Raw genomic sequence first — 19,594 nt, forward strand, 5'->3', positions numbered from 1 at the left:
ACCGAGCTTAAACACTATGTTTAAATACTGTGCTTAGATACTTTTCTTAAATGCTGGTACGGCGATATTGGCGATATTCTGGCTGCCAGAAATTCGCTTCAATTTTTGCACTTAATTGTTCGTCAGAAAGCGCTAACGCTAAGTCTTGCGCATAGGCGACTTTCGCGACAGCAACGGCAATACGCTTACTTAATGCTGAAATTTCCGTAATTGGCGGCAATAGTTCCCCTTGTCCAGTATTAGCCAGTGGCGACGCTTGTGCCAATGTTTCACTCGCAACCATCAACATTTCATCAGTAATGCGGCTGATTTTGGCGGCGACAACTGCCAAGCCCAACCCCGGGAAAATGTAGCTGTTATTACATTGGGCAATTGGGAACAATTCACCTTGATATTCAACCGGTTTAAATGGGCTACCGGTTGCGACAATCGCTTGGCCTTGTGTCCAAGTGATCACTTGCTCTGGTGTTGCCTCTACTTGGCGTGAAGGATTACTTAATGGGAAAATGATTGGCTGAGGGCAATGGCTGTGCATAGCTTTGATCACTTCTTCAGTAAACAATCCTGCTTGCCCAGAAACACCAATTAATACATCTGGCTTTGCGCCTTCCATCACTTCTAGCAAACTGGCGTATTCGCCCGCCACTTGCCAATCACTTAGTACACCTGTTGACTGCACTAGCTTTTGCTGGAAGTCTCGCAGGCCAGTCATGCCTTCCGTTAATAAGCCAAAGCGATCGACCATAAAGATCTGTGAACGAGCTTGCTCAGCTGATGCACCCTCACTGACCATTTGGCTAATTATTTGCTCAGCAATACCACAACCCGCAGAGCCCGCGCCAACAAAGACAACCTTTTGATCAGCAAGCTTAACCCCTTTGGTACGACAGGCCGCTAATAATGTGCCAACCGTTACCGATGCCGTGCCTTGAATATCATCATTAAAGCAGCAAATTTCGTCTTTGTATTTTTCTAATAGCGGCATTGCATTAGGCTGTGCAAAATCTTCAAACTGCAACATCACATTTGGCCAGCGGCGCTTCACCGCTTGAATAAACATATCAACAAATTCGTTGTACTCATCTTGGCTAATACGAGGATGTCGTGAGCCCATATACATAGGATCGTTTAACAGCTTTTCATTATTGGTACCAACATCGAGCGTAATTGGCAGACAGTACGCTGGGCTAATGCCACCACAAGCGGTATATAGCGCTAACTTACCAATTGGAATACCCATACCACCAATACCTTGGTCGCCTAAGCCTAAAATGCGCTCACCGTCAGTAACAACAATCACTTTGACTTTATTTTTAGTGGCATTACGTAAAATATCATCAAGTTGGTCACGCTCTTCATAAGCGATGAATAAACCACGGTTACTGCGATAAATATCAGAAAAACGCTCACATGCATCACCTACCGTTGGCGTATAGATGATTGGCATCATTTCCTCTAAATTTTCTTCCACAAGTCGGTAATACAAGGTTTCATTTTTGTCTTGAATATTACGTAAGTAGATATGCTTATTTAGGTTTGTTTGAAAGCTACTAAATTGCTGGTAGCAGCGCTCAACCTGCTCTTCAATCGTTTCGTAACTTGGTGGAATTAATCCGGTTAAATTAAACATCGCACGCTCTTCTTTGCTAAACGCACTACCTTTGTTCAGTAGCGGAGTTTCAAGCAAGTGCGGGCCAGCATAAGGAAGATACAATGGGCGTTTTTTGGCTTCTGTCATAATAGTTTTGATTAGAATATTGTGTTGGGGCGGAAATTTGTTAGCGATGTAATCGTATTAATGATCCTGCCGCTAAATTTGGCCGACAGTATAGTTGATGAACCGTGAACTAAAAAGCCGACCATAGGGTCAAGTTCAAATTTTTATGGTATTCAAAATACTAACGATCAAAAAAACGTGAACTTAACTTAACGCAAAGTCAGTCAGCTTCATCAATCCAAGCTTGTTGAATAGCTTCGAGGATACGCTCTCCACAACGGTTTGGGTCATCATCGAACTCTTCTAAAGCAATCACCCACTGCATTAATTCAGGAAAATGCAGTTGCGCTGGATCAACCTCTGGATGTTCGTCAATTAAGGCTAAGGCAATATCAAGTGAGTCTACCCATTTCAGTGCCATCAAGACTCTCCTCTCTTGTTTTCGTATCAGTTCATCACTTAAGCAACCGATAAAAACTAGCAAGGCTGCTAAAAAATTAATTTAAAAACAAAGTAATCCGCTAATAGCATGAGTATAAGCCATAACAGGAAATAGCGCGTTTTTCGGCAAAATTGACAGTCGGTGTGCCATAGCTTCTTAAGGTAGTCGAGCATAGTTTAGGCTTGAATAAAATTTTCACCTTAGTATAAAGAGTTACTCCATAGTCGAACAACTCTTAGCATGATGAAATCCTTATCAAAACAACAAAAAAATGATTTAACCCAAAAACTTACCAACTACTTAAACGACGAGCTAGCCATTGATATTGGCGGCTTTGATGCAGAGTTTTTATGTGACTTTATTGTCGAGCAGTTTTCACCACATTTTTACAATCAGGGTGTTGCCGATGCCCAGATAAAAAATGCAGCAACAAGTCGATTTAATTAGTGACGCAATTGATGAGTTGGTGCTGCCTGTTGATTAATTAAGCCAATTAAACAGCAATTCTCCCTGCGTTACTGATCGCCTGTGCATCGCACTGCGTAACTCCCCACACAGACAACAGTGCATTGCACAGGCAATAAAGGCGTGAAAACAAAAGGTGTGAAAGCAATGGCAAATATAATCAATTGGCGAACACTGGGTTACCTAGGGTTAATTCCATTTATTGCCGCAGCATGGGCAGCAACCACTAATACCTCATTATTGTCGCTCTCGCCATACCAAGTTTTTGTCGCCTACAGCGCCTGCATATTGAGTTTCCTTGCAGGTACCCTGTGGCTAAAGCAAACAGCGCAAATAGCAACTATCATTTCCAACCTGTTTACTTTAGTTGCCTTCGCCTGCTTATTACTGCCAGCACAACTGGCTTTACCTGTGTTAGCTAGTGGCTTTGTGTTGCTGCTCGCAAGTGAATTTAAAATGGGGTTATTCACTGACAAGCCACTTGGCTACCAATTGTTGCGAATAGTACTAACCAGCATAGTCGTACTTTGTCATATCTTGATTTTTAGCGCTCTTTAGCAACCTATCGTTAGCAGCAGACTTATATTTAATAGGAAATAAACATGGCAGAGCTTACCCTATTCTTTGATGGCAACTGCTCGTTATGCGTTGCTGAAATCAATGCCTTAGCCAAGCGAAATACCAAACAACTCATCCAATTTGAGGACTTGCATCAAGCTAATTTCGCTGTTCATTTCCCTGATATTGATAGCCAAGAGGCCATGAAAATCATACACGGTAAACTCGGGAGCAAAGTGATCACGGGTATCGATGTGAATTACCATGCATGGCGACTAGTCGGTAAAGAGTTTTGGGTTAAGCCCTTAGCCTGGCCATTGACTCGACCCTTGGCAAAGCTCGGCTATCGGTTATTTGCAGCTAATCGCCACAGCATTTCTAAGCTCTACGCCAAGCTAACCAAGCAAGAAACGCCAGACAAACAAGATTGTGGGTGCGCAGTTCCAACGACCTATCAACAGTCTAGCCACACAAATAAAGTTAGTGACGAAGTACCTCACACCGAGCGCAACATTGATTCAGAAAGGAAAATACGGCAATGAGAACGAGTCTAGTAATAGGGGCTAGCAGTACCATTGCCCAAGCAGTGATTGCGCAGCTTCTAAACGACAACCTAAACAAAAATAAAGCAAAAGCTGAACTTAACAAGGTTATCGCCGTATCTCGACAAGCTATGCCGCAATCACTGGCGCCTTTTTTGGCCAATGGGAAATTAACTTGGCGACAAAGTGATTATCAGCAAGCAAGTATACAAGCCTTGTTAACTGAGCACTTTGCAACTCTATCTGTGACTCACTCTAAAGTTCAAAGACAACTAGGCGAAATTATTATTTGCAATGGTATCTTACACAGCGAAGACTTTATGCCAGAGAAAAAAATCGAAGCGTTTGAGCCAAGCGCTTTCGATCAAGTTTTTTCAGCCAATACGTTAACACCACTGCGCTGGTTACAATCCTTAATGCCTTATTTAGAACATTATCAAGCACCTTGTTTTGTTACTGTGATGAGTGCTCGCATCGGCAGTATTAGCGATAATCAATTGGGCGGTTGGTACAGTTATCGAATGTCAAAGGCAGCATTAAATATGGCAGTAAAATGTTTGGCGATAGAGGCGAGTCGCAGAGCTAAGCAGGTCAAATTTATTTTATTTCACCCCGGAACAACGGACACGCCGTTATCTAAACCGTTTCAGCGCAATGTGCGCAAAGATAAGCTGTTTACACCCGCATTTGTTGCAACGCAATTATTGTCAGCCAAGCACCATGTTGAGTTGGATGGACAGGCTAGTTACCTTGATTGGCAGCATAAAGTGATTCCTTGGTAAAGTGATTGCTTGGTAAAGTGATTGCTTGGTAAAGTGATTGCTTGGTAAAAGCATTCCTGTGTAGCTGATAACCAGCAAAGTAAACTGTTATAAACTGTCTGCCAAACTTTTAATTTTCTTTAAAAATTGTTGCCAAGCCTCTTCATTAGGCTTGCTAATATCATACTTACCGTGAAACAGCAAAGTCACCACCACCTGATTAAACTGTAAATAGCAGGTATAGCCATCAAAATCAGCCCACGCAGACAGCCCTTGCCAATGGCGTTTACCCTCTAACACTTCACCGTCACTAAGCACCTTATTAAACACCGACAGACAATATTTTACGTCTAGCTCGTTGTGCATGCTTCCTCCTTACTTCATCGCTGCGGCTTACGAGCTAACCCTGCGCTATAACTTTAACGCCTAAAAATACAAACTAGGTTACGAAATTACCCATAAACTGGCTCAATCGGGAAAAATGAACCATGGTTAATATAACTGCGTAATCAAATAGGTAGACTACCCTAGATTATGAAGCAGTATCCGCAAGAACGACAACGAACGAGGGATATGATATGCCGACCACTCAGACGTCAACACAGGCACAAGCAAACCGTCAAACACGAGACAAAAAAGCGTTTGCCAGAACGATTGAAAGTAATCAAGTCAGTACATTTGCCTGTTTTCACTGGTTAAGTTTAGCCATTAAAGATTTTACTAAAGCCCCATTAATCAGTTTAATTTACGGCATTATCTTTAGTGTCGTACCTGTGGCAATTTTCTACTTGGTGGCAAACACAGAAAATCATTTGATCATCTTACCCGCCACAATTGCCTTTGCTTTGATTGGTCCGGCATTTGCCACCGGTTTATACGATGTCGCCTGGGAGCTAGAAAAGGGTCACAAGCCGACCATGTCACATAGCCTAAAATCCATGTTTAGAAACCCCGTTGGCGAATGGGGCTTTGCCATTTTACTGATGATTTGCATGATTGCGTGGACTCGCCTAGCCGCCTTGATCCATGCACTTTATCCTAATACCGTAAATCCAACCTTTGAGGAACTTACGTTCTTTTTAGGTTTCGGTACGCTAGTGGGAGCAGCCATGGCTGCTGTGGTGTTCACCATCAGCGCCTTTACGCCACAAATTATGGTTGAACGCCGCGTTGATATTATGACCGCGGTGATAAGCTCAGCAAAAGCGGTTAACAAGAATGTCGTCGCCATGTTTGCATGGGCCTTAGTCATTTTAGGCTTTGTACTTGTGGGGTTCTTAACCCAAGGGTTCGGATTTATTTTAATTATGCCAGTGCTGAGCTATGCGAGCTGGCATGCATATATTGCCGTGATAAAAACGAAACGTGAACGTCACTACGAGTAGATAATTATAAATATATTTTGTTTATTACCGACTACTTACTAGCGACTACCAAGCGAGTCGGTAATAAACAACTTCTGCGTCACCTAGTGGATCAGTATGCTGATAGGTAGAGGCATATTGGAGGCCAAGCTTTTTCATCACACCAATAGAGGCGGAATTATCTGGCAAGGCAATCGCGCCAATACCGCGAGCAATACCCAGTGATTTAATCGCCGACATCACATGTTGTGCAGATTCGGTTGCATAGCCTTTGCCCCAGGTGTTACGTTTAAAGCGCCAGCCTATCTCTAATTCATCCCAGTTGGGTTTATCCGTAAAAAAGCCCATTGGTCTTATCAAAACCCAGCCGATAAAGTGCTCACGGTCATGCTCTGCTTGAGATGCTGCTTGAGTTACATCTGTGGTTTGTTGCGCTTCCACACCTTGTGTAAAAACGCCCCACATCCCCCAGCCTTGCGAAGGGTTAACAAATTTTTGCAATCTTGGCATGAACACTTGCTCGATATCGTCAAGCGTATTAACTCGCCCACCGTTAATGTATTTCATTACCTCAGGGTCTTGATCAAGATCTGCCAATAACTGTGCATCGTCAGCTTTTAGTAAACGGTAAAACAAACGTTCAGATGGGGTGATTTTCATCAGTATATTCCTTGTTGGCGTGATAATTTGATTGTGCAATATAGATAAAAATAATAAAGCCCGCAAATGCGGGCTTTAGCGTATTGAGCTTCTAGTTCAGCTAGTTAGTAGCTGATAACTTATTTTAAAAGTTACTATTTGGTCACCGGAAAACCGCGGTCACGCATTAGCGCATCAACCACAGCGTCACGGCCACGGAACGCTCGATAAGCTTCGGCAGGATCTACCGCGTTACGCACGCTGAACAAGTGCTCTACTAGTTTCGCTGCAACAGCAGGATCGTAGTAACCACCTGGTGCTTCTTCAAACGCTTCTGACGCATCAGACGTCAGCACTTCTGCCCACATGTAGCCGTAGTATGCAGCTGAGTAGCCTTCACCACTAAACACATGACCAAAATGCGGCGTGCGATGACGCATAACAATTTGCGATGGCATATTTAATTTGCCTAATTCTTCACGCTCAAATTTATCTGGGTCAATACCAGCAGGATCTGTCGTGTGTAGCTTCATATCGATAATCGCAGACGCTAAGTACTCAGTCGTTTTAAAGCCTTCATTAAAAGTTGCTGCTTGCTTGATTTTAGCGACTAAATCTTTTGGCATTGGCTCGCCAGTTTTGTAGTGCACTAAGTAAGTGTTAATCACTTCATCTGTCGTTAACCAACGCTCTAATAGCTGTGATTGGAATTCAGTGTAATCACGCACACCACCATTTAGCGTTGGATAATCAACATTAGATGACAAGAAGTGCAATGCATGACCAAATTCGTGGAAGAAGGTTTCTGCATCATCCCAAGAAATTAATACTGGCTCGCCTTCTTTACCTTTGATGAAGTTCGAGTTGTTTGAGGATAATACGTTAGTTTTACCATCAATCGTGGTATGACTGCGGTAGGTTGTCGCCCATGCGCCGCTGCGCTTACCTTTGCGGGCAAACGGGTCTAAGTAGAATAAACCAATATGCTCGCCAGAGGTTTTATCTTTTACGTCCCATACGCGCACATCCTCATGGAATACAGGTACTGAGCCATCGGTAATTTCACTGAAGCTGTAGTTGAATAAACGACCCGCAACATAGAACATTGCATCTTGCAGCTTTTCAACTTGTAGGTACTTCTTCACTTCGCTTGAATCAAGTGCGTATTTATCCATACGTACTTTTTCAGCGTAGTAACGGTAATCCCATGGTTTGATCATTTTCACGCCGTCTGCTTTGGCGATGTTAAGCATGTCTGCTACTTCTTCATCAACACGGGCAATTGCTGCTGGCCAAACTTTCTCCATTAACGCGATCGCATTTTCTGGCTTTTTCGCCATACGATCTTCTAAACGCCACGATGCATAATTATCGTAACCTAATAAACCAACGCGCTCGTGACGAAGCGTTAAGATCTCTTTGATAATCTCGTTGTTATCAAATTCGTCACCATTGTCACCACGGTTGTAGTAGGTTTCCCAAACTTGCTTACGCAATTCACGCTCAGTTGAATAGGTTAAGAACGGATCCATTGAAGAACGAGTATTGGTAAAGGCGTATTTACCTTCTTGTCCGCGCTCTTTTGCCGCTTTCGCTGCTGCCGCAATAATAGAATCAGTTAAACCACCTAGCTGGCTTTCATCAAGAAATAGTACGTAGTTCTCTTCATCAGCTAAAACGTTGTTAGCGAATTTTGTATGTAACTGAGCTAAACGTTGGTTAATTTCAGCGTAACGTGCTTTTTGTTCGCCCTGCAAGGTTGCGCCATTGCGAGCAAAACCGTTGTACACCAACCACACTAAGCGTTGCTGCTCTTTTGATAAGCTTTTGACTTCTTCGCCGTTGTAAACAGCTGAAACACGTTGGAAAAGTTTATCGTTTTGATTAATTTTTGAGAAAAACGCTGACAGCTTAGGTGCCATTTCACTTTGAATTTCTCTAAATTCAGCTGAAGAACGGTTAGCACTCCAAATACCGTAATATCTGAAAATGCGATTGAGTACTTTGCCTGCACGTTCCATTTCAACAATGGTGTTTTCGAAGTTTGCTGGTGCTGGATTGTTAGCAATCGCCTCGATTTCAGCCAAATTCAACGCCATCGCTTTTTCTAGCGCAGGCTTTAAGCCAATGAGTGATACTTTATCAAACGCTGGTACACCTTGGTATGGGCCAGTCCATTCTGACATTAACAGCTCAGTTGCAGCTAGAACTTCTGCACTATTTGCAGCCACAGTATTAACCTCGGCTTCTGGTGATTGGCTAACGGCTTGGCTAGTATCTGTAGAGTTACATCCCCAAAGTACGCCAGAAATCGCCATTGCGGCGAATAATTTGTTTAATTTCATGGTTTACTATCTCTAGTTATTGTTCTTAGGCTTTGCGGGCACTATGCCCTTACCTTCACCAGCGTTACTATAAGTGCTGTGAGTTAATAACGCCATTACAACTATCGTAAAAACCATGTGAATCGCCGTACTTGAGGCCTATTGCCTTTCTCGTTAAGCTTGCGCCATTCCCCTGAGCCACGCTAAGCGGCAATAAAATGATGACAACAGTATTTCTTGATTACGGCACCTTTAATTCTGGCCTTGATGTTAATTCAATTCGCCAAGTAACAGAAAAGCTCACCTTACATGAGTTTACTCAGCCAGCAGAAGTGATTAGCCGCGCCCAGCATGCCGAAATAATTATCACCAATAAAGTGGTATTAGATGCCGAAACACTGGCCAAGCTACCTAAGCTAAAACTGATTTGTGTTGCCGCAACTGGTACGAACAACATTGATTTAGACGCTGCTAAACAGCGCCAAATTGAGGTTTGTCATGCAAAAAACTATGCAGGGCCAGCAATCGCTCAATATGTTTTTTCACAGCTATTTAAGCGTTTTCAAAATATTGAACAGCATAATTACAATGTTGCCAGCGGCAAATGGAGCACAAGCCAAGCATTCTGTTTGCACGATCAACCAATTAATGAATTAGCGGGAAAAACACTCGGTATTTTAGGCTATGGTCATATTGGTCAAGCGGTTGCTAAAGCGGCACGTGCATTTGATATGAAAGTACTAATTGCAGAGCGACCTGACAGCCAGACAGTTCGCGAAGGCCGCGTCAGTTTTGACGATATGCTAGCTTATGCCGATATTGTTAGTTTGCATTGTTCTTCAACGCCCGCAACTCAAGGGTTAATCAATAGTGATCGCTTAGCTCAAATGAAACCCTCATCGATATTGATTAATACTGCCCGTGGCGACTTAATTGACAATAACGCACTAGCCAATGCATTGAGAACACAGCAGCTTAGTTACGCCATTTTAGATGTGCTTGATCAAGAACCCCCACCAAGCTCACACCCATTAGTTGCAGGAATGGTTAGCGGTGATATTCCCAATCTTGCTATCACGGGTCATATTGCTTGGGCAAGCCAACAAGCACAGCAACGCATTTTAAATATAGTTACGGCAAATATCGTAGGCTTTAATACTGGCAAGTTGATAAACAAGGTGAATTAGGCTAATGGATGCGCTGCCCAAGCAGTTTGATTACGCGAATAGCCAAACTCACTATTTAAAATTGCCAGCAATCTAACAAAGTAAAATCTGATTAAGAACACAAAATAGCCCAGAAAATTCATAGACTTTTTACCGACAGAAATTTATTCTTGCTGTAGTTTTACGTCCATCCTTTTCAACAGGTATTCCGAATGAAAAAGTACTTCACGGCACTGCTTTTTGCGAGCCTTAGCCTTTTAGTTGGTTGTAATGGCAGCTCAGGAGACAATCCCACCACCAATGAAAGCCAAACAGTCAATTCAATTACCCTAGCCATTTTGAATGCGTCCGGGCAAAGTCAACAAAGCTTTCAAGCAAATGATGAAGTACAGCTATTAGCAACCGTACTAGATAGCAATGGGCAAATCATCGCAGGCCGCAGTGTCAGCTTTGAAACCACCATCGGAAGCCTAGCCGTTAGCTCGCGCCTCACCAATGAACAAGGCCAAGCAAGTGTTACGGTCACTAATGTTGAGCTTGCTGCTGGCGCAGGTACAGCCACAGCGACGATTGGTGAACTGACGGCATCAGACGATTTCGAGTTTTTACAAGCAACAGCCGTGCAAGCACCTAGTCTTGCTAGCCAACTATTAGTCGATGGCCAAGTCACGAGCCAGTTTAAAGCGGATCAACAAGCGCAAATTATTGCCCGCTTAACGACTAATGCTAATCAACCTATTGTTAATGAAATTGTGACTTTTACAGCCGATATTGGCACCTTGAACACAACTACGGCACTAACGAATAGCCAAGGTGAAGCTAAGGTTACGCTGCTAAGCGACGGTCAAATAGGCGCTGGCGTTGTGGTTGCGTCACTTGGTGAAGACAGTGAAGTAACACCTAGTCAATTTAACTACGAAATCATTGCTGCTGACGCTGTTATTGTCGATGAAGGTATTCGCATTGGTCATATTGATGCTAGCGGAACCTTTAACGAAGGTGAGGTTCTATTAGGCTCAGACACCATCAGTGCAGGCGGGACATTAGGTTTAACCGTAGATTTAGTGGATAGCGAAGGTAACCGTATTAATACACCAACACCAGTAAGCTTTTCTTCGAACTGTGTGCAAAGTGGTGATGCGACTGTTGATGAATCAGTCTTTACCATCAAAGGAACTGCCAATGCGACCTTTGAAGATTTAAGCTGTGCAGGCAGCTCAGGTATTGATGATGCGATCGTTGCATCAATCACCGTTAACGGCGTTACTAGCATTGCTTCAAGCACAGTGAGTATCGCTGGCGAACAGCTTGGCTCAATTGAATTTACCTCTGCTGAGCCGACCTCTATTGTCTTAAAAGGTACGGGTGGCCAAGGCCAACAAGAAACCTCTACCTTAACCTTTACTGTGCGCAGTGCCTTAGGTAACCCACTAGCGCAACAAGCTGTAGACTTTACTTTAAGTACTCAAGTAGGTGGCATGACGCTAAGTCCAACATCTGGTCTTACTAACAGCCAAGGTATTGTCACTGTTAAAGTTACGGCAGGCACAGTGCCAACAGCCGTTCGTGTTTCGGCTAAGTCGACGATGAATGTCGGCAATGAAACTATTGAGGTACAAACCCAGTCAGATTTATTGTCAGTAAATACCGGCCTACCTGAGCAACGTTCAGTCACCTTATCAACTGATATTCGCAACCCAGAGGCTGACAATATCAGCGGTGTTGAAGCGCAAATTACTGCCCGCTTAGCTGACAACTTTAATAACCCAGTACCAGACGGTACAACAGTCAACTTTACCACCGAAGGCGGTGCCATTGAGCCAAGCTGTATTACAACTAACGGCGCTTGTTCAGTTACTTGGACTAGTACAGAGCCACGTGTACCTGATCACCGTATTACCATTTTAGCGACGGCGCTTGGCCACGAAACCTTCTTTGACACTAACGGTAATAATACCTTTGACGACAATGACGGTACTGCCATTGTTAACTCGACTGTATCTTCAGGTCGTGGCCGTCAGGTGGCTCAAGCCTCTGGCTTTGTTGATATGAGTGAAGCATGGCGTGATGATGATGAAGATAATCAATATGATGCGGGTGAAGTATTCTTAGATTTTAATAACGATAATAGCTTTACAACACAAGACGGTTTGTTTAACGGTCCGCAATGCCAGGGCGTGCGTTGTGCAGCTGAAGATAATCAAGCCATTCATGTGCGTAAAGCAATTGTCATGGTAATGGCGAGTTCAAGCGCATCATTTACCTTAAGCGATGGCGCTGGCGATACCTTCAGATCTAACATTACCAACATTCGCCAGAATGTACCTAGTATTAGTGATGGCAGCTCACAGCGCTTTGAGCTGTTTGTTTCTGATACAGCGCTGCAAGCAATGCCTCGTGATACACAGGTTACAGTGACATCAACTGCAGGTGAGCTATTCGGTCAAACTGAATTTACTTTTGATGACAGGTTGTCGGCCGTTACATTAGAATTCTTGATTAGTAACCCTGCCGGTGGTGAGCCTCAAACCGGTGTATTGGAAGTCACCATTACCGCGCCGTCAGGAACGACGACCAGCATGTCGCCATTAACTATTAACCTTAACTAAGCAAGCTAGTTAATCCCATAAAAAAACCACGATTTAGCGTGGTTTTTTTACATCTGCAACAAATGATTTTATCTAAAAGTTACTATGTTAAGTTGCTAAAAATACCTATCTTTGATTTTGCCGTATTGAAAATAGCCCCATTGCCCAACTCGTCTTAGTGGGGCAAACGGAAACTTAGGTAAGTGACGATTAAATATCGGTAAATTAGGAAGCTGTTTTTCTGCGACACTTTCCGCTAAGCGCTTACCTGCCTGTGCCGAAAATGACAGCCCTGCCCCGCAATAGCCCATGGCATAGAAAACCTGTTGCTGGTCATCGTGATAAATATGCGGGATATCGTCGAATGACATGCAAATCCAGCCGGCCCATGCATAGTCATAGTTAATGCGTTTAAGTGCAGGAAAACTCTGCTTTAATACCGAAAGCAAGCGTTTCGGGTAATAATCATCTTCTGCGCCCTTACCAGTAATAGCGCCGCGCCCACCAAATAAGATACGATTATCTGGCAGCTTTCGGTAATAGTATTTTAACGCACGAGTGTCCATCACCACATTATTCGTTTGCCAGTTACATGCTGCAATTTGCTGCTCGGTCAGCGGCTCAGTGACAATAATTTGAGACAGTACAGGCAAGAATCGGTTATTAACCCAAGGATGAAAGCCTTTGGGTGTATAGCCATTGGTTGCTAGCACTACTTTTTTCGCTCGTACCTTGGCACTTGGCGTGATTAACTCTTGATATTCGCCTTGTTGATGCCAACTAACCACTGGCGTGCCAGTATAAATTTTAGCACCTGCTTGGCGCGCTAAGCGCTGATAGCCCCAGGCAAGTTTTAAGGGGTTTAAACCAAAACCATCTTGATATCGAATGGCACCATAGGCTTGTTGGTCATCCATGTACTGCTCACGGACTTGCTGCTTTGACAGCACTTCCACTTGATAACCAAATTGCTGGCGTTGAACATCAGCGAGGGCAATTAATTCCTTGAGCTTATTAGGCTTATGAGCAACTTTTAAATAGCCGGGTGCTTGGCGATCACAGTCTATGCCTTGTGCAATTAAACTATTGACGGTATCAACGCCCGCCGCCATTTCTTGATAGATGCCGCGCATTACTTCATTGCCCCAATCGTTCGCCATTTCAGTAAACGATTTTCGACCAGAGCTCTTTAAGACAAATCCTGCATTACGACCACTGCAGCCCCAAGCGGTCTGGTTTGCTTCTAACACAACCGCTTTGATACCTCGTTCGGCGGCAAGATGATAAGCGCAGGATAAGCCAGTAAAGCCACCGCCAATGATGGCGACATCAACATCGAGATCACTTTGCAGCTGGCCATCATTGTCTGAGCTTTCGCCAGAAACATCAGCCCAATAGCTGTTGGGATAGTCAAGGTTAATACCAGGGATGGAATCGTGAAGCGGATCATACATAGGTTAATTGGGCGAGCGTTAATGCAACTAAATCAAAACAGTGGCAAACTATGCCATTATTTTAATTGGCGTGACAAGCAGTAATGACGACCATTGACTATCGGGCGTTGACCCCAAATGACTTTGCTAAAGTGATCCAGCTAGCCAACCATGTGCACGGTGATGGCTATATGAACGAGAACAATATTCAAGACTGGTATCAAAAAGGTTTTAAAGAGGAGATTAATGCTGGCTTTGTTGCCTATGACGGCGACAAGCTCGTTGGTTTTCGCATTACCTATGCCGCCGAGCAATGGCATATCGACAAATGGTGTTCCCCACAAAAATGGCAGGCAGATACGGCTCAAGTTTGCTATTTCAAATGTAATACCGTTGATGAAAACTACCGAGGCTATGGTATTGGCAGTGAATTACTTAAGCTGTCGATTGCTGCCGCCAAACAGCAAGGTGCAATCGCTGGCGTTAGCCATTTATGGAAGCAAAGTCCAGGCAATAGCGCAGTGAAATACTTTACCAAATGTGGTGGCGAGTTAGTGCAATCGCACCCTGATAAGTGGCGTGAAGACGCATTAAATGGCTACGATTGCATTCTTTGTGGCTTTGACTGCCACTGTGAAGCGGCAGAAATGATCATTTATTTTGATTAAGAAGGCTTAACTCCAAAGGCTTTAGTTAAAAAGCTTGAATTAAAAGACTAAAGCTAAAAGCCTTTTCTTAATGAGCTTACTTCAACAAGTAAGCTCTTAAACCAGCAAAATCAGCATTCATATCCACCGATAAAATCTTTTCACCAGCGCAATCGGCTAATTCTTTTGGCAGTGCAATTGGTTGCCCCAACGTACTTTCCACTACATCTTTAAACTTAGCGGGATGCGCAGTACCTAAGAACACACCAAACTCATTGTCTTCACAGTGACCAAGCGCTTTGTAAGCAACTGCCGCGTGCGGCTCGCTGATATAGCCTAATTTATTCAGTTGCAACATAGTTGATTGGGTTTGCTCTTCATCGACCGAAATGGAGCTCACACATTCGTCTACTATGCCCGCTTTTAGCATATGCTCAACACGCGGCCAGTTATTCGGGTTACTAACATCCATCGCATTAGAAATAGTCGCTACCGTGGCTTTCGGTGCCCACTCGCCCGTTGCTAAATAACGTGGCACAGTATCGTTGGCATTAGTTGCGGCAACAAAGCGTTTAATTGGCAAGCCCATCGCTTTAGCAAATAAGCCCGCCGTTAAGTTACCGAAGTTACCACTTGGCACAGAAAAGACGATATCGTCTAACTGGCTATTTTGACGTTTTAACTGAGCCACCGCCTCAAAGTAGTAACAGACTTGCGCAAGTAAGCGACTGATATTAATTGAATTAGCTGAATTTAGGCCAATGGCTTGTGCTAATTCTTTATCGTCAAATGACTGCTTAACAAGTGCCTGACAATCATCAAAGCTGCCTTCAATGGCAATGGTTTCAATATTGCCGCCAAGCGTTGTGAACATTTTCTCTTGCAGTAAGCTGATCTTACCTTTCGGGTATAAGATCACCACACGGATATTCTCTAAGCCATGAAATGCATGAGCAACGGCTGCGCCCGTATCGCCAGAAGTTGCCGTTAAAATGGTGATCTTTTGGCCATTAGTGAATTTTTGTAGACACTGCGCCATAAAGCGTGCACCAAAGTCTTTAAAGGCTAGCGTTGGACCATGGAATAACTCCAATACTGAACGTTGCTCGCTGATCGGCTGAATTTGCGCAGGAAAATTAAAGGCATTGGTGACAATTTCAGCTAGTTCATCTTTGGTTAAATCACCCGCGACAAAAGGGGCTAATACATGCACGCTGCGCTCAACCAAAGACATAGCCAATAGCTCATCAACATTGTCGAGCGCCGGAATATCTTCAGGAAAGAATAAGCCCTGATTTTTGCCTAAGCCTTGTTTAACTGCTTGAGCAAAACTGACTTGCTCTTCATTTTCTTTTAAATTATAAAACTTCACGTTAACTTCCTTCCATTTACAGGCAGCGAGCGCCCTGTGTATCGGCTTTGCAGACATGCACAAAACCTAATTCTGTTGATAAGTAATTTTTTTGTAGCCAAGTAGCTGCGTTGTCAGCCAGTGTTTTGTCATCGGTCACAGCAAATAATGTCGGCCCTGAGCCAGAAATGCCAACCGCTAAACAACCTGCCGATTGCAAATGAGCTTTCGCTTCAACAAAGCCCGGCAATAAACTTTCACGATAAGGCTCAGCTAGTACGTCTTTAAAATGACCGAAAGCTTGTTGTTTGTCTTGTCGGTAACAAGCGTCAACAAAGCCTGATAAGGTTTGCCCAAAGGCAATGGCATCAGCTTTTGAGTACTCATTAGGCAGAACTTCACGTGCAGCTTTAGTCGAGACTTCAATACCCGGATACGCCATCACAAAATAGCAATCATCAAAGCTTGGTAAAGTGCGAGTGATAATGGCGGGATCGGCAATCATTAACTGCAATCCACCAAAATAACATGGCGCAACATTATCGTAGTGCAGGCTGCCACTAATTTGCGCTTCCATTTGCCCCATCATGGCTAACATCTGCTCAGGCGAAAATGGCTTGTCATAAAACGCATTAAGCGCTTCAAGAGCTGCGACAACTGAGCACGCGCTTGACCCTAAACCGCTACCGACTGGCATTTTTTTATCGAGCGTTAACCTAACAAGCTGAATGGCATGACCTTGCTCAGCCAAAGCTTGATTAAACAGCTGCAAACAGTGCCAAACGATATTATCGCTTGGCTCGCTCGGTAATTTATTAGCGAAGTTGCCAATGACATCAAGACGATCGCTATCACTGGCTTCGACACTAACCACATCGCCTAACAAGCTGCCATCAACCGGTTGCACTGCCAGACCTAAGACATCAAAGCCAACCGTGACATTGCCGATTGAAGCAGGGGCAAAAACTGAAACTGCCATTAGTGTTGTTGCTCCCATGCTAGCGTGCGCAATAAGTCACCGAAAACACCAGCTGCGGTAACTGCAGCACCTGCGCCATAGCCACGTAGCACAAATGGCAGTGGTTGATAGTAGCGAGAGTGAATCGCGAGCGCATTTTCGCCGTCTTTAATTACATAAAGCGGATGGTCAGCTGCGACGGCTTGAATCGCAACACGGCATTTACCTTCGTTAATGGTGCCGATATAGCGTAGCACTTTCCCTTCTGCTTGGGCTTTCGCCACTTGCTCGGCAACTTCACCGTCAAGTGCGTTTAAGTTATTCATAAATTCGCTGACATCGCCACTAGCATCGAAGTTATTCGGCAATACAGAATCTACTTGGATATCTTTTAGCTCTAAAGGCATACCCGCTTCACGCGCCATGATCAGTAGTTTTCGTGCGACATCCATACCGCTTAAATCATCACGCGGATCAGGCTCAGTAAAGCCATTTTCTTTGGCTATCGCTGTCGCCTCAGACAGCGACATGCCCTCTTCTAGCTTACCGAAAATGTAAGATAGTGAGCCAGATAAAATCCCTTCAAAACGCACTAATTCATCACCGGCTTTAATTAAGTTTTGTAAGGTATCAATCACAGGTAAGCCAGCACCGACTGTTGTTTCGTATAAGAACCGGCGATTAGTGCTTTGCGCCGCTTCGCGTAGCTTGCCGTAGTACTGCCAGGAATCTGTATTGGCTTTTTTGTTTGGTGTGACGACATGGAAGCCTTCTGCCAAATAATCGGCGTATTGCAACGCTAGCGCTTCATTCGAGGTGACATCCACTAATACAGGATTGATTAAGTGGTTATCACGGGCAAAGGCTTTTAAGTTATCAACCGACAGCGGCTCTCGTTGCTGCTCATAGGCATCGGCTAGTGTTTGCTGCCAATTAGCTAAGTCGATACCACCTTCATTAAATAGCATACCTTTTGAATTCGCTAGGCCATATACTTTTAGCTCAATTTGCTGCGCTTTAAGGCTTGCTTGCTGCTTAGCAATTTGACCTAGCAGTTCACTACCTACAACGCCACAACCAACGACAAAAGCATCAATAGTCAAACGGTGTGAGAAGAAGTTTTGGTGACACACTTTAAGTGCATCAGTACATTTACGCTGTTCTATCACCACTGAGATACTGCGCTCAGAAGAGTCTTGTGCAATCGCCACAACATTCACGCGTGCTTGTGCTAATGATGAGAATAATTTAGCCGCTACACCACGTTGATGGTGCATACCATCACCTACAAGTGAAACAATAGACAAATTGCTTTGTAGTTCGATTGGTTCTAATAAACCGTTTAATAGCTCCAGCTCAAACTCTTGTTTTAAACTTTGTTCGGCACGGAACGTGTCAGCAGTATGAATACAGAAACTGATACAGTATTCACTTGATGACTGACTGATCATCACCATAGAAATTTGTTCGCGGCTAATCGCTGCAAATACACGGCTAGCCATACCTACCATGCCTTTCATGCCTGGACCAGACACGTTAACCATGGTCAGGTTGTCTAAGTTAGATATCGCTTTAACCTGTTGCTTGTCGTCAGTTTCATTAGCAATGCGAGTACCTGGCGCTGACGGGTTGCCAGTGTTTTTGATCAAACAAGGAATATGGAATTGCGCAATTGGGCCTATAGTTTTTGGGTGTAGCACTTTCGCGCCAAAATAGGAAAGCTCCATCGCTTCTTGGTACGAGAGGTAATCCAACAGTTTTGCGTCTTTAATAATGCGCGGGTCAGCATTATAAACACCGTCTACATCCGTCCAAATTTCACAGCACTCTGCTTGCGCACAAACGGCTAATACCGCGGCAGAGTAGTCTGAGCCATTGCGACCAAGCGTTGTCACTTCACCTTTGCTATTAACGCCGATAAAGCCCGGCATAATGCTAATGCCCGATAATGAAGGATAAGCAAGGCTAAACTTCTCTTTACATAACACGAGATCGGCAACCGCATTAAGCGATACATCATTGGTTGCTAAGAATTGTTCAGGTGCTAAGGCTACAGCCTCTTTTCCATGTGCGGCGATCACTGACGATAAAATAGCGACGCTTAATCGCTCACCCGTTGAAATGATGCGGGCACGGACATGATCCGGACAAAACTCAAGTAAATGTGCACCTTGCATCAAGCGTGTTAATTGATGCTCCCAATCAGTTAACGCTTGCTCAGCATGGTGCTTATCAAAAGAAGGAATGCTAGCACTTAAGTCGGTGATGATTGTTTCAATGGCTTGCTTGAAATGCGATAAATCTTGCTGCATTTTGGCTTCATCGCCAATATTTTCAGCCATAGCAACCAAGTGGTTTGTAACACCTTGTGGTGCAGATACCACAACGGCAACGCTACACTCTTTTTCTTTGGCAAGAATGATATCGGCAACCGATTTGAATCGTTCCGCTGATGCCAATGATGACCCACCAAACTTTAATACCCGCATTTTTTCTTCCTCTAAAAACAAAAAAGCCCGTGACCTTGTTGGGTCACGGGCTTCGTAAAAATCTATTTTATTTACACGTCAGCCAATGACCACCAACCCTCGAGGGTGGTAGTGGTAATAATGGTAATGATGTGGTTTTGAATTTTAAGC

The 19,594-nt window shown here is 43.9% G+C and carries 17 protein-coding genes; 8 read left to right on the forward strand and 9 right to left on the reverse strand.

Annotation, left to right across the window (positions count from 1 at the left end; genetic code table 11):
- Positions 1-46 precede the first annotated feature (46 nt).
- Together DXX94_RS07065 and iscX are read right to left on the reverse strand one after the other, a co-directional pair.
- A complete protein-coding gene (locus tag DXX94_RS07065; protein ID WP_116014791.1) occupies positions 47-1,738 on the reverse strand; it encodes an NAD-dependent malic enzyme in 1,692 nt (563 codons plus the stop codon).
- 199 nt (positions 1,739-1,937) lie between these two features.
- Complete coding sequence (gene iscX / locus DXX94_RS07070; RefSeq protein ID WP_116014793.1) at positions 1,938-2,138, reverse strand: Fe-S cluster assembly protein IscX; 201 nt, start codon at positions 2,136-2,138, stop codon at positions 1,938-1,940.
- 261 nt (positions 2,139-2,399) lie between these two features.
- Here iscX and DXX94_RS07075 point away from each other — a divergent pair, with 261 nt between their 5' ends.
- From DXX94_RS07075 to DXX94_RS07090, 4 genes are all read left to right on the forward strand, one after another.
- On the forward strand, positions 2,400-2,606 hold the full coding sequence (locus tag DXX94_RS07075; RefSeq protein ID WP_116014794.1) for a DUF2164 domain-containing protein: 207 nt from the start codon (positions 2,400-2,402) through the stop codon (positions 2,604-2,606).
- A 165-nt stretch (positions 2,607-2,771) separates the two neighbouring features.
- Positions 2,772-3,182, forward strand: coding sequence for a DUF3429 domain-containing protein (locus DXX94_RS07080; protein WP_147302247.1), 411 nt, complete (start codon positions 2,772-2,774; stop codon positions 3,180-3,182).
- 44 nt (positions 3,183-3,226) lie between these two features.
- Entirely contained in the window at positions 3,227-3,724 is a 498-nt protein-coding gene (locus tag DXX94_RS07085) for a thiol-disulfide oxidoreductase DCC family protein (RefSeq protein WP_116014797.1), read from the forward strand.
- The gene (locus DXX94_RS07090; protein WP_116014799.1) at positions 3,721-4,506 is read left to right on the forward strand and encodes an SDR family NAD(P)-dependent oxidoreductase; all 786 of its coding nucleotides are present in this window, start codon (positions 3,721-3,723) and stop codon (positions 4,504-4,506) included. Before DXX94_RS07085 ends, DXX94_RS07090 begins: the two co-directional genes overlap by 4 nt.
- An 87-nt stretch (positions 4,507-4,593) precedes the next feature.
- On the opposite strand, the gene DXX94_RS07095 is transcribed toward DXX94_RS07090, so the two are convergent.
- Complete coding sequence (locus DXX94_RS07095; RefSeq protein ID WP_116014800.1) at positions 4,594-4,851, reverse strand: DUF3081 family protein; 258 nt, start codon at positions 4,849-4,851, stop codon at positions 4,594-4,596.
- 212 nt (positions 4,852-5,063) lie between these two features.
- Here DXX94_RS07095 and DXX94_RS07100 point away from each other — a divergent pair, with 212 nt between their 5' ends.
- The gene (locus DXX94_RS07100; RefSeq protein ID WP_116014802.1) at positions 5,064-5,870 is read left to right on the forward strand and encodes a DUF2189 domain-containing protein; all 807 of its coding nucleotides are present in this window, start codon (positions 5,064-5,066) and stop codon (positions 5,868-5,870) included.
- 45 nt (positions 5,871-5,915) lie between these two features.
- Here the strand turns inward: DXX94_RS07100 and DXX94_RS07105 are convergent, their stop codons facing one another.
- Together DXX94_RS07105 and DXX94_RS07110 are read right to left on the reverse strand one after the other, a co-directional pair.
- The gene (locus DXX94_RS07105; protein WP_116014804.1) at positions 5,916-6,509 is read right to left on the reverse strand and encodes a GNAT family N-acetyltransferase; all 594 of its coding nucleotides are present in this window, start codon (positions 6,507-6,509) and stop codon (positions 5,916-5,918) included.
- A gap of 134 nt (positions 6,510-6,643) precedes the next feature.
- Positions 6,644-8,833, reverse strand: a complete 2,190-nt coding sequence (locus DXX94_RS07110; RefSeq protein ID WP_116014805.1) for a M3 family metallopeptidase — start codon at positions 8,831-8,833, stop codon at positions 6,644-6,646.
- A 197-nt stretch (positions 8,834-9,030) separates the two neighbouring features.
- Here DXX94_RS07110 and DXX94_RS07115 point away from each other — a divergent pair, with 197 nt between their 5' ends.
- Both DXX94_RS07115 and DXX94_RS07120 read left to right on the forward strand, forming a co-directional pair.
- Entirely contained in the window at positions 9,031-9,999 is a 969-nt protein-coding gene (locus DXX94_RS07115) for a D-2-hydroxyacid dehydrogenase (protein ID WP_258872117.1), read from the forward strand.
- Positions 10,000-10,190: 191 nt separating this feature from the next.
- The gene (locus tag DXX94_RS07120; protein ID WP_116014807.1) at positions 10,191-12,587 is read left to right on the forward strand and encodes an Ig-like domain-containing protein; all 2,397 of its coding nucleotides are present in this window, start codon (positions 10,191-10,193) and stop codon (positions 12,585-12,587) included.
- 95 nt (positions 12,588-12,682) lie between these two features.
- On the opposite strand, the gene DXX94_RS07125 is transcribed toward DXX94_RS07120, so the two are convergent.
- On the reverse strand, positions 12,683-14,020 hold the full coding sequence (locus DXX94_RS07125; RefSeq protein WP_116014808.1) for an NAD(P)/FAD-dependent oxidoreductase: 1,338 nt from the start codon (positions 14,018-14,020) through the stop codon (positions 12,683-12,685).
- An 83-nt stretch (positions 14,021-14,103) separates the two neighbouring features.
- Here DXX94_RS07125 and DXX94_RS07130 point away from each other — a divergent pair, with 83 nt between their 5' ends.
- Positions 14,104-14,667, forward strand: coding sequence for a GNAT family N-acetyltransferase (locus DXX94_RS07130; protein ID WP_116014810.1), 564 nt, complete (start codon positions 14,104-14,106; stop codon positions 14,665-14,667).
- Positions 14,668-14,743: 76 nt separating this feature from the next.
- Here DXX94_RS07130 and thrC read toward each other — a convergent pair whose 3' ends face one another.
- Genes thrC through thrA form a run of 3 tightly spaced genes read right to left on the reverse strand, consistent with a single transcriptional unit; the run spans position 14,744 to position 19,444 of the window.
- Positions 14,744-16,018 (reverse strand): threonine synthase, encoded by a 1,275-nt coding sequence (gene thrC, locus DXX94_RS07135; RefSeq protein ID WP_116014811.1) that lies wholly within the window; start codon positions 16,016-16,018, stop codon positions 14,744-14,746.
- A gap of 16 nt (positions 16,019-16,034) precedes the next feature.
- Entirely contained in the window at positions 16,035-16,976 is a 942-nt protein-coding gene (gene thrB, locus DXX94_RS07140) for a homoserine kinase (protein ID WP_116014813.1), read from the reverse strand.
- The gene (gene thrA, locus DXX94_RS07145) at positions 16,976-19,444 is read right to left on the reverse strand and encodes a bifunctional aspartate kinase/homoserine dehydrogenase I (RefSeq protein ID WP_116014814.1); all 2,469 of its coding nucleotides are present in this window, start codon (positions 19,442-19,444) and stop codon (positions 16,976-16,978) included. The genes thrB and thrA overlap by 1 nt, the downstream gene beginning before the upstream one ends.
- Between the last annotated feature and the right edge of the window lie 150 nt (positions 19,445-19,594).

This window comes from Thalassotalea euphylliae (genome assembly GCF_003390375.1).
Lineage (GTDB): Bacteria > Pseudomonadota > Gammaproteobacteria > Enterobacterales > Alteromonadaceae > Thalassotalea_F > Thalassotalea_F euphylliae_A.

Excerpts from the sequence above, each read along its gene's own strand:
- iscX (WP_116014793.1), bottom strand. The coding sequence starts at position 2,138 with ATGGCACTGAAATGGGTAGACTCACTTGATATTGCCTTAGCCTTAATT.
- DXX94_RS07065 (WP_116014791.1), bottom strand. The coding sequence starts at position 1,738 with ATGACAGAAGCCAAAAAACGCCCATTGTATCTTCCTTATGCTGGCCCG.
- thrA (WP_116014814.1), bottom strand. The coding sequence starts at position 19,444 with ATGCGGGTATTAAAGTTTGGTGGGTCATCATTGGCATCAGCGGAACGA.
- DXX94_RS07085 (WP_116014797.1), top strand. The coding sequence starts at position 3,227 with ATGGCAGAGCTTACCCTATTCTTTGATGGCAACTGCTCGTTATGCGTT.
- DXX94_RS07130 (WP_116014810.1), top strand. The coding sequence starts at position 14,104 with ATGACGACCATTGACTATCGGGCGTTGACCCCAAATGACTTTGCTAAA.
- DXX94_RS07075 (WP_116014794.1), top strand. The coding sequence starts at position 2,400 with ATGATGAAATCCTTATCAAAACAACAAAAAAATGATTTAACCCAAAAA.
- DXX94_RS07120 (WP_116014807.1), top strand. The coding sequence starts at position 10,191 with ATGAAAAAGTACTTCACGGCACTGCTTTTTGCGAGCCTTAGCCTTTTA.
- DXX94_RS07110 (WP_116014805.1), bottom strand. The coding sequence starts at position 8,833 with ATGAAATTAAACAAATTATTCGCCGCAATGGCGATTTCTGGCGTACTT.
- DXX94_RS07095 (WP_116014800.1), bottom strand. The coding sequence starts at position 4,851 with ATGCACAACGAGCTAGACGTAAAATATTGTCTGTCGGTGTTTAATAAG.
- DXX94_RS07125 (WP_116014808.1), bottom strand. The coding sequence starts at position 14,020 with ATGTATGATCCGCTTCACGATTCCATCCCTGGTATTAACCTTGACTAT.
- DXX94_RS07100 (WP_116014802.1), top strand. The coding sequence starts at position 5,064 with ATGCCGACCACTCAGACGTCAACACAGGCACAAGCAAACCGTCAAACA.
- DXX94_RS07105 (WP_116014804.1), bottom strand. The coding sequence starts at position 6,509 with ATGAAAATCACCCCATCTGAACGTTTGTTTTACCGTTTACTAAAAGCT.
- DXX94_RS07080 (WP_147302247.1), top strand. The coding sequence starts at position 2,772 with ATGGCAAATATAATCAATTGGCGAACACTGGGTTACCTAGGGTTAATT.
- thrB (WP_116014813.1), bottom strand. The coding sequence starts at position 16,976 with ATGGCAGTTTCAGTTTTTGCCCCTGCTTCAATCGGCAATGTCACGGTT.
- DXX94_RS07115 (WP_258872117.1), top strand. The coding sequence starts at position 9,031 with ATGATGACAACAGTATTTCTTGATTACGGCACCTTTAATTCTGGCCTT.
- DXX94_RS07090 (WP_116014799.1), top strand. The coding sequence starts at position 3,721 with ATGAGAACGAGTCTAGTAATAGGGGCTAGCAGTACCATTGCCCAAGCA.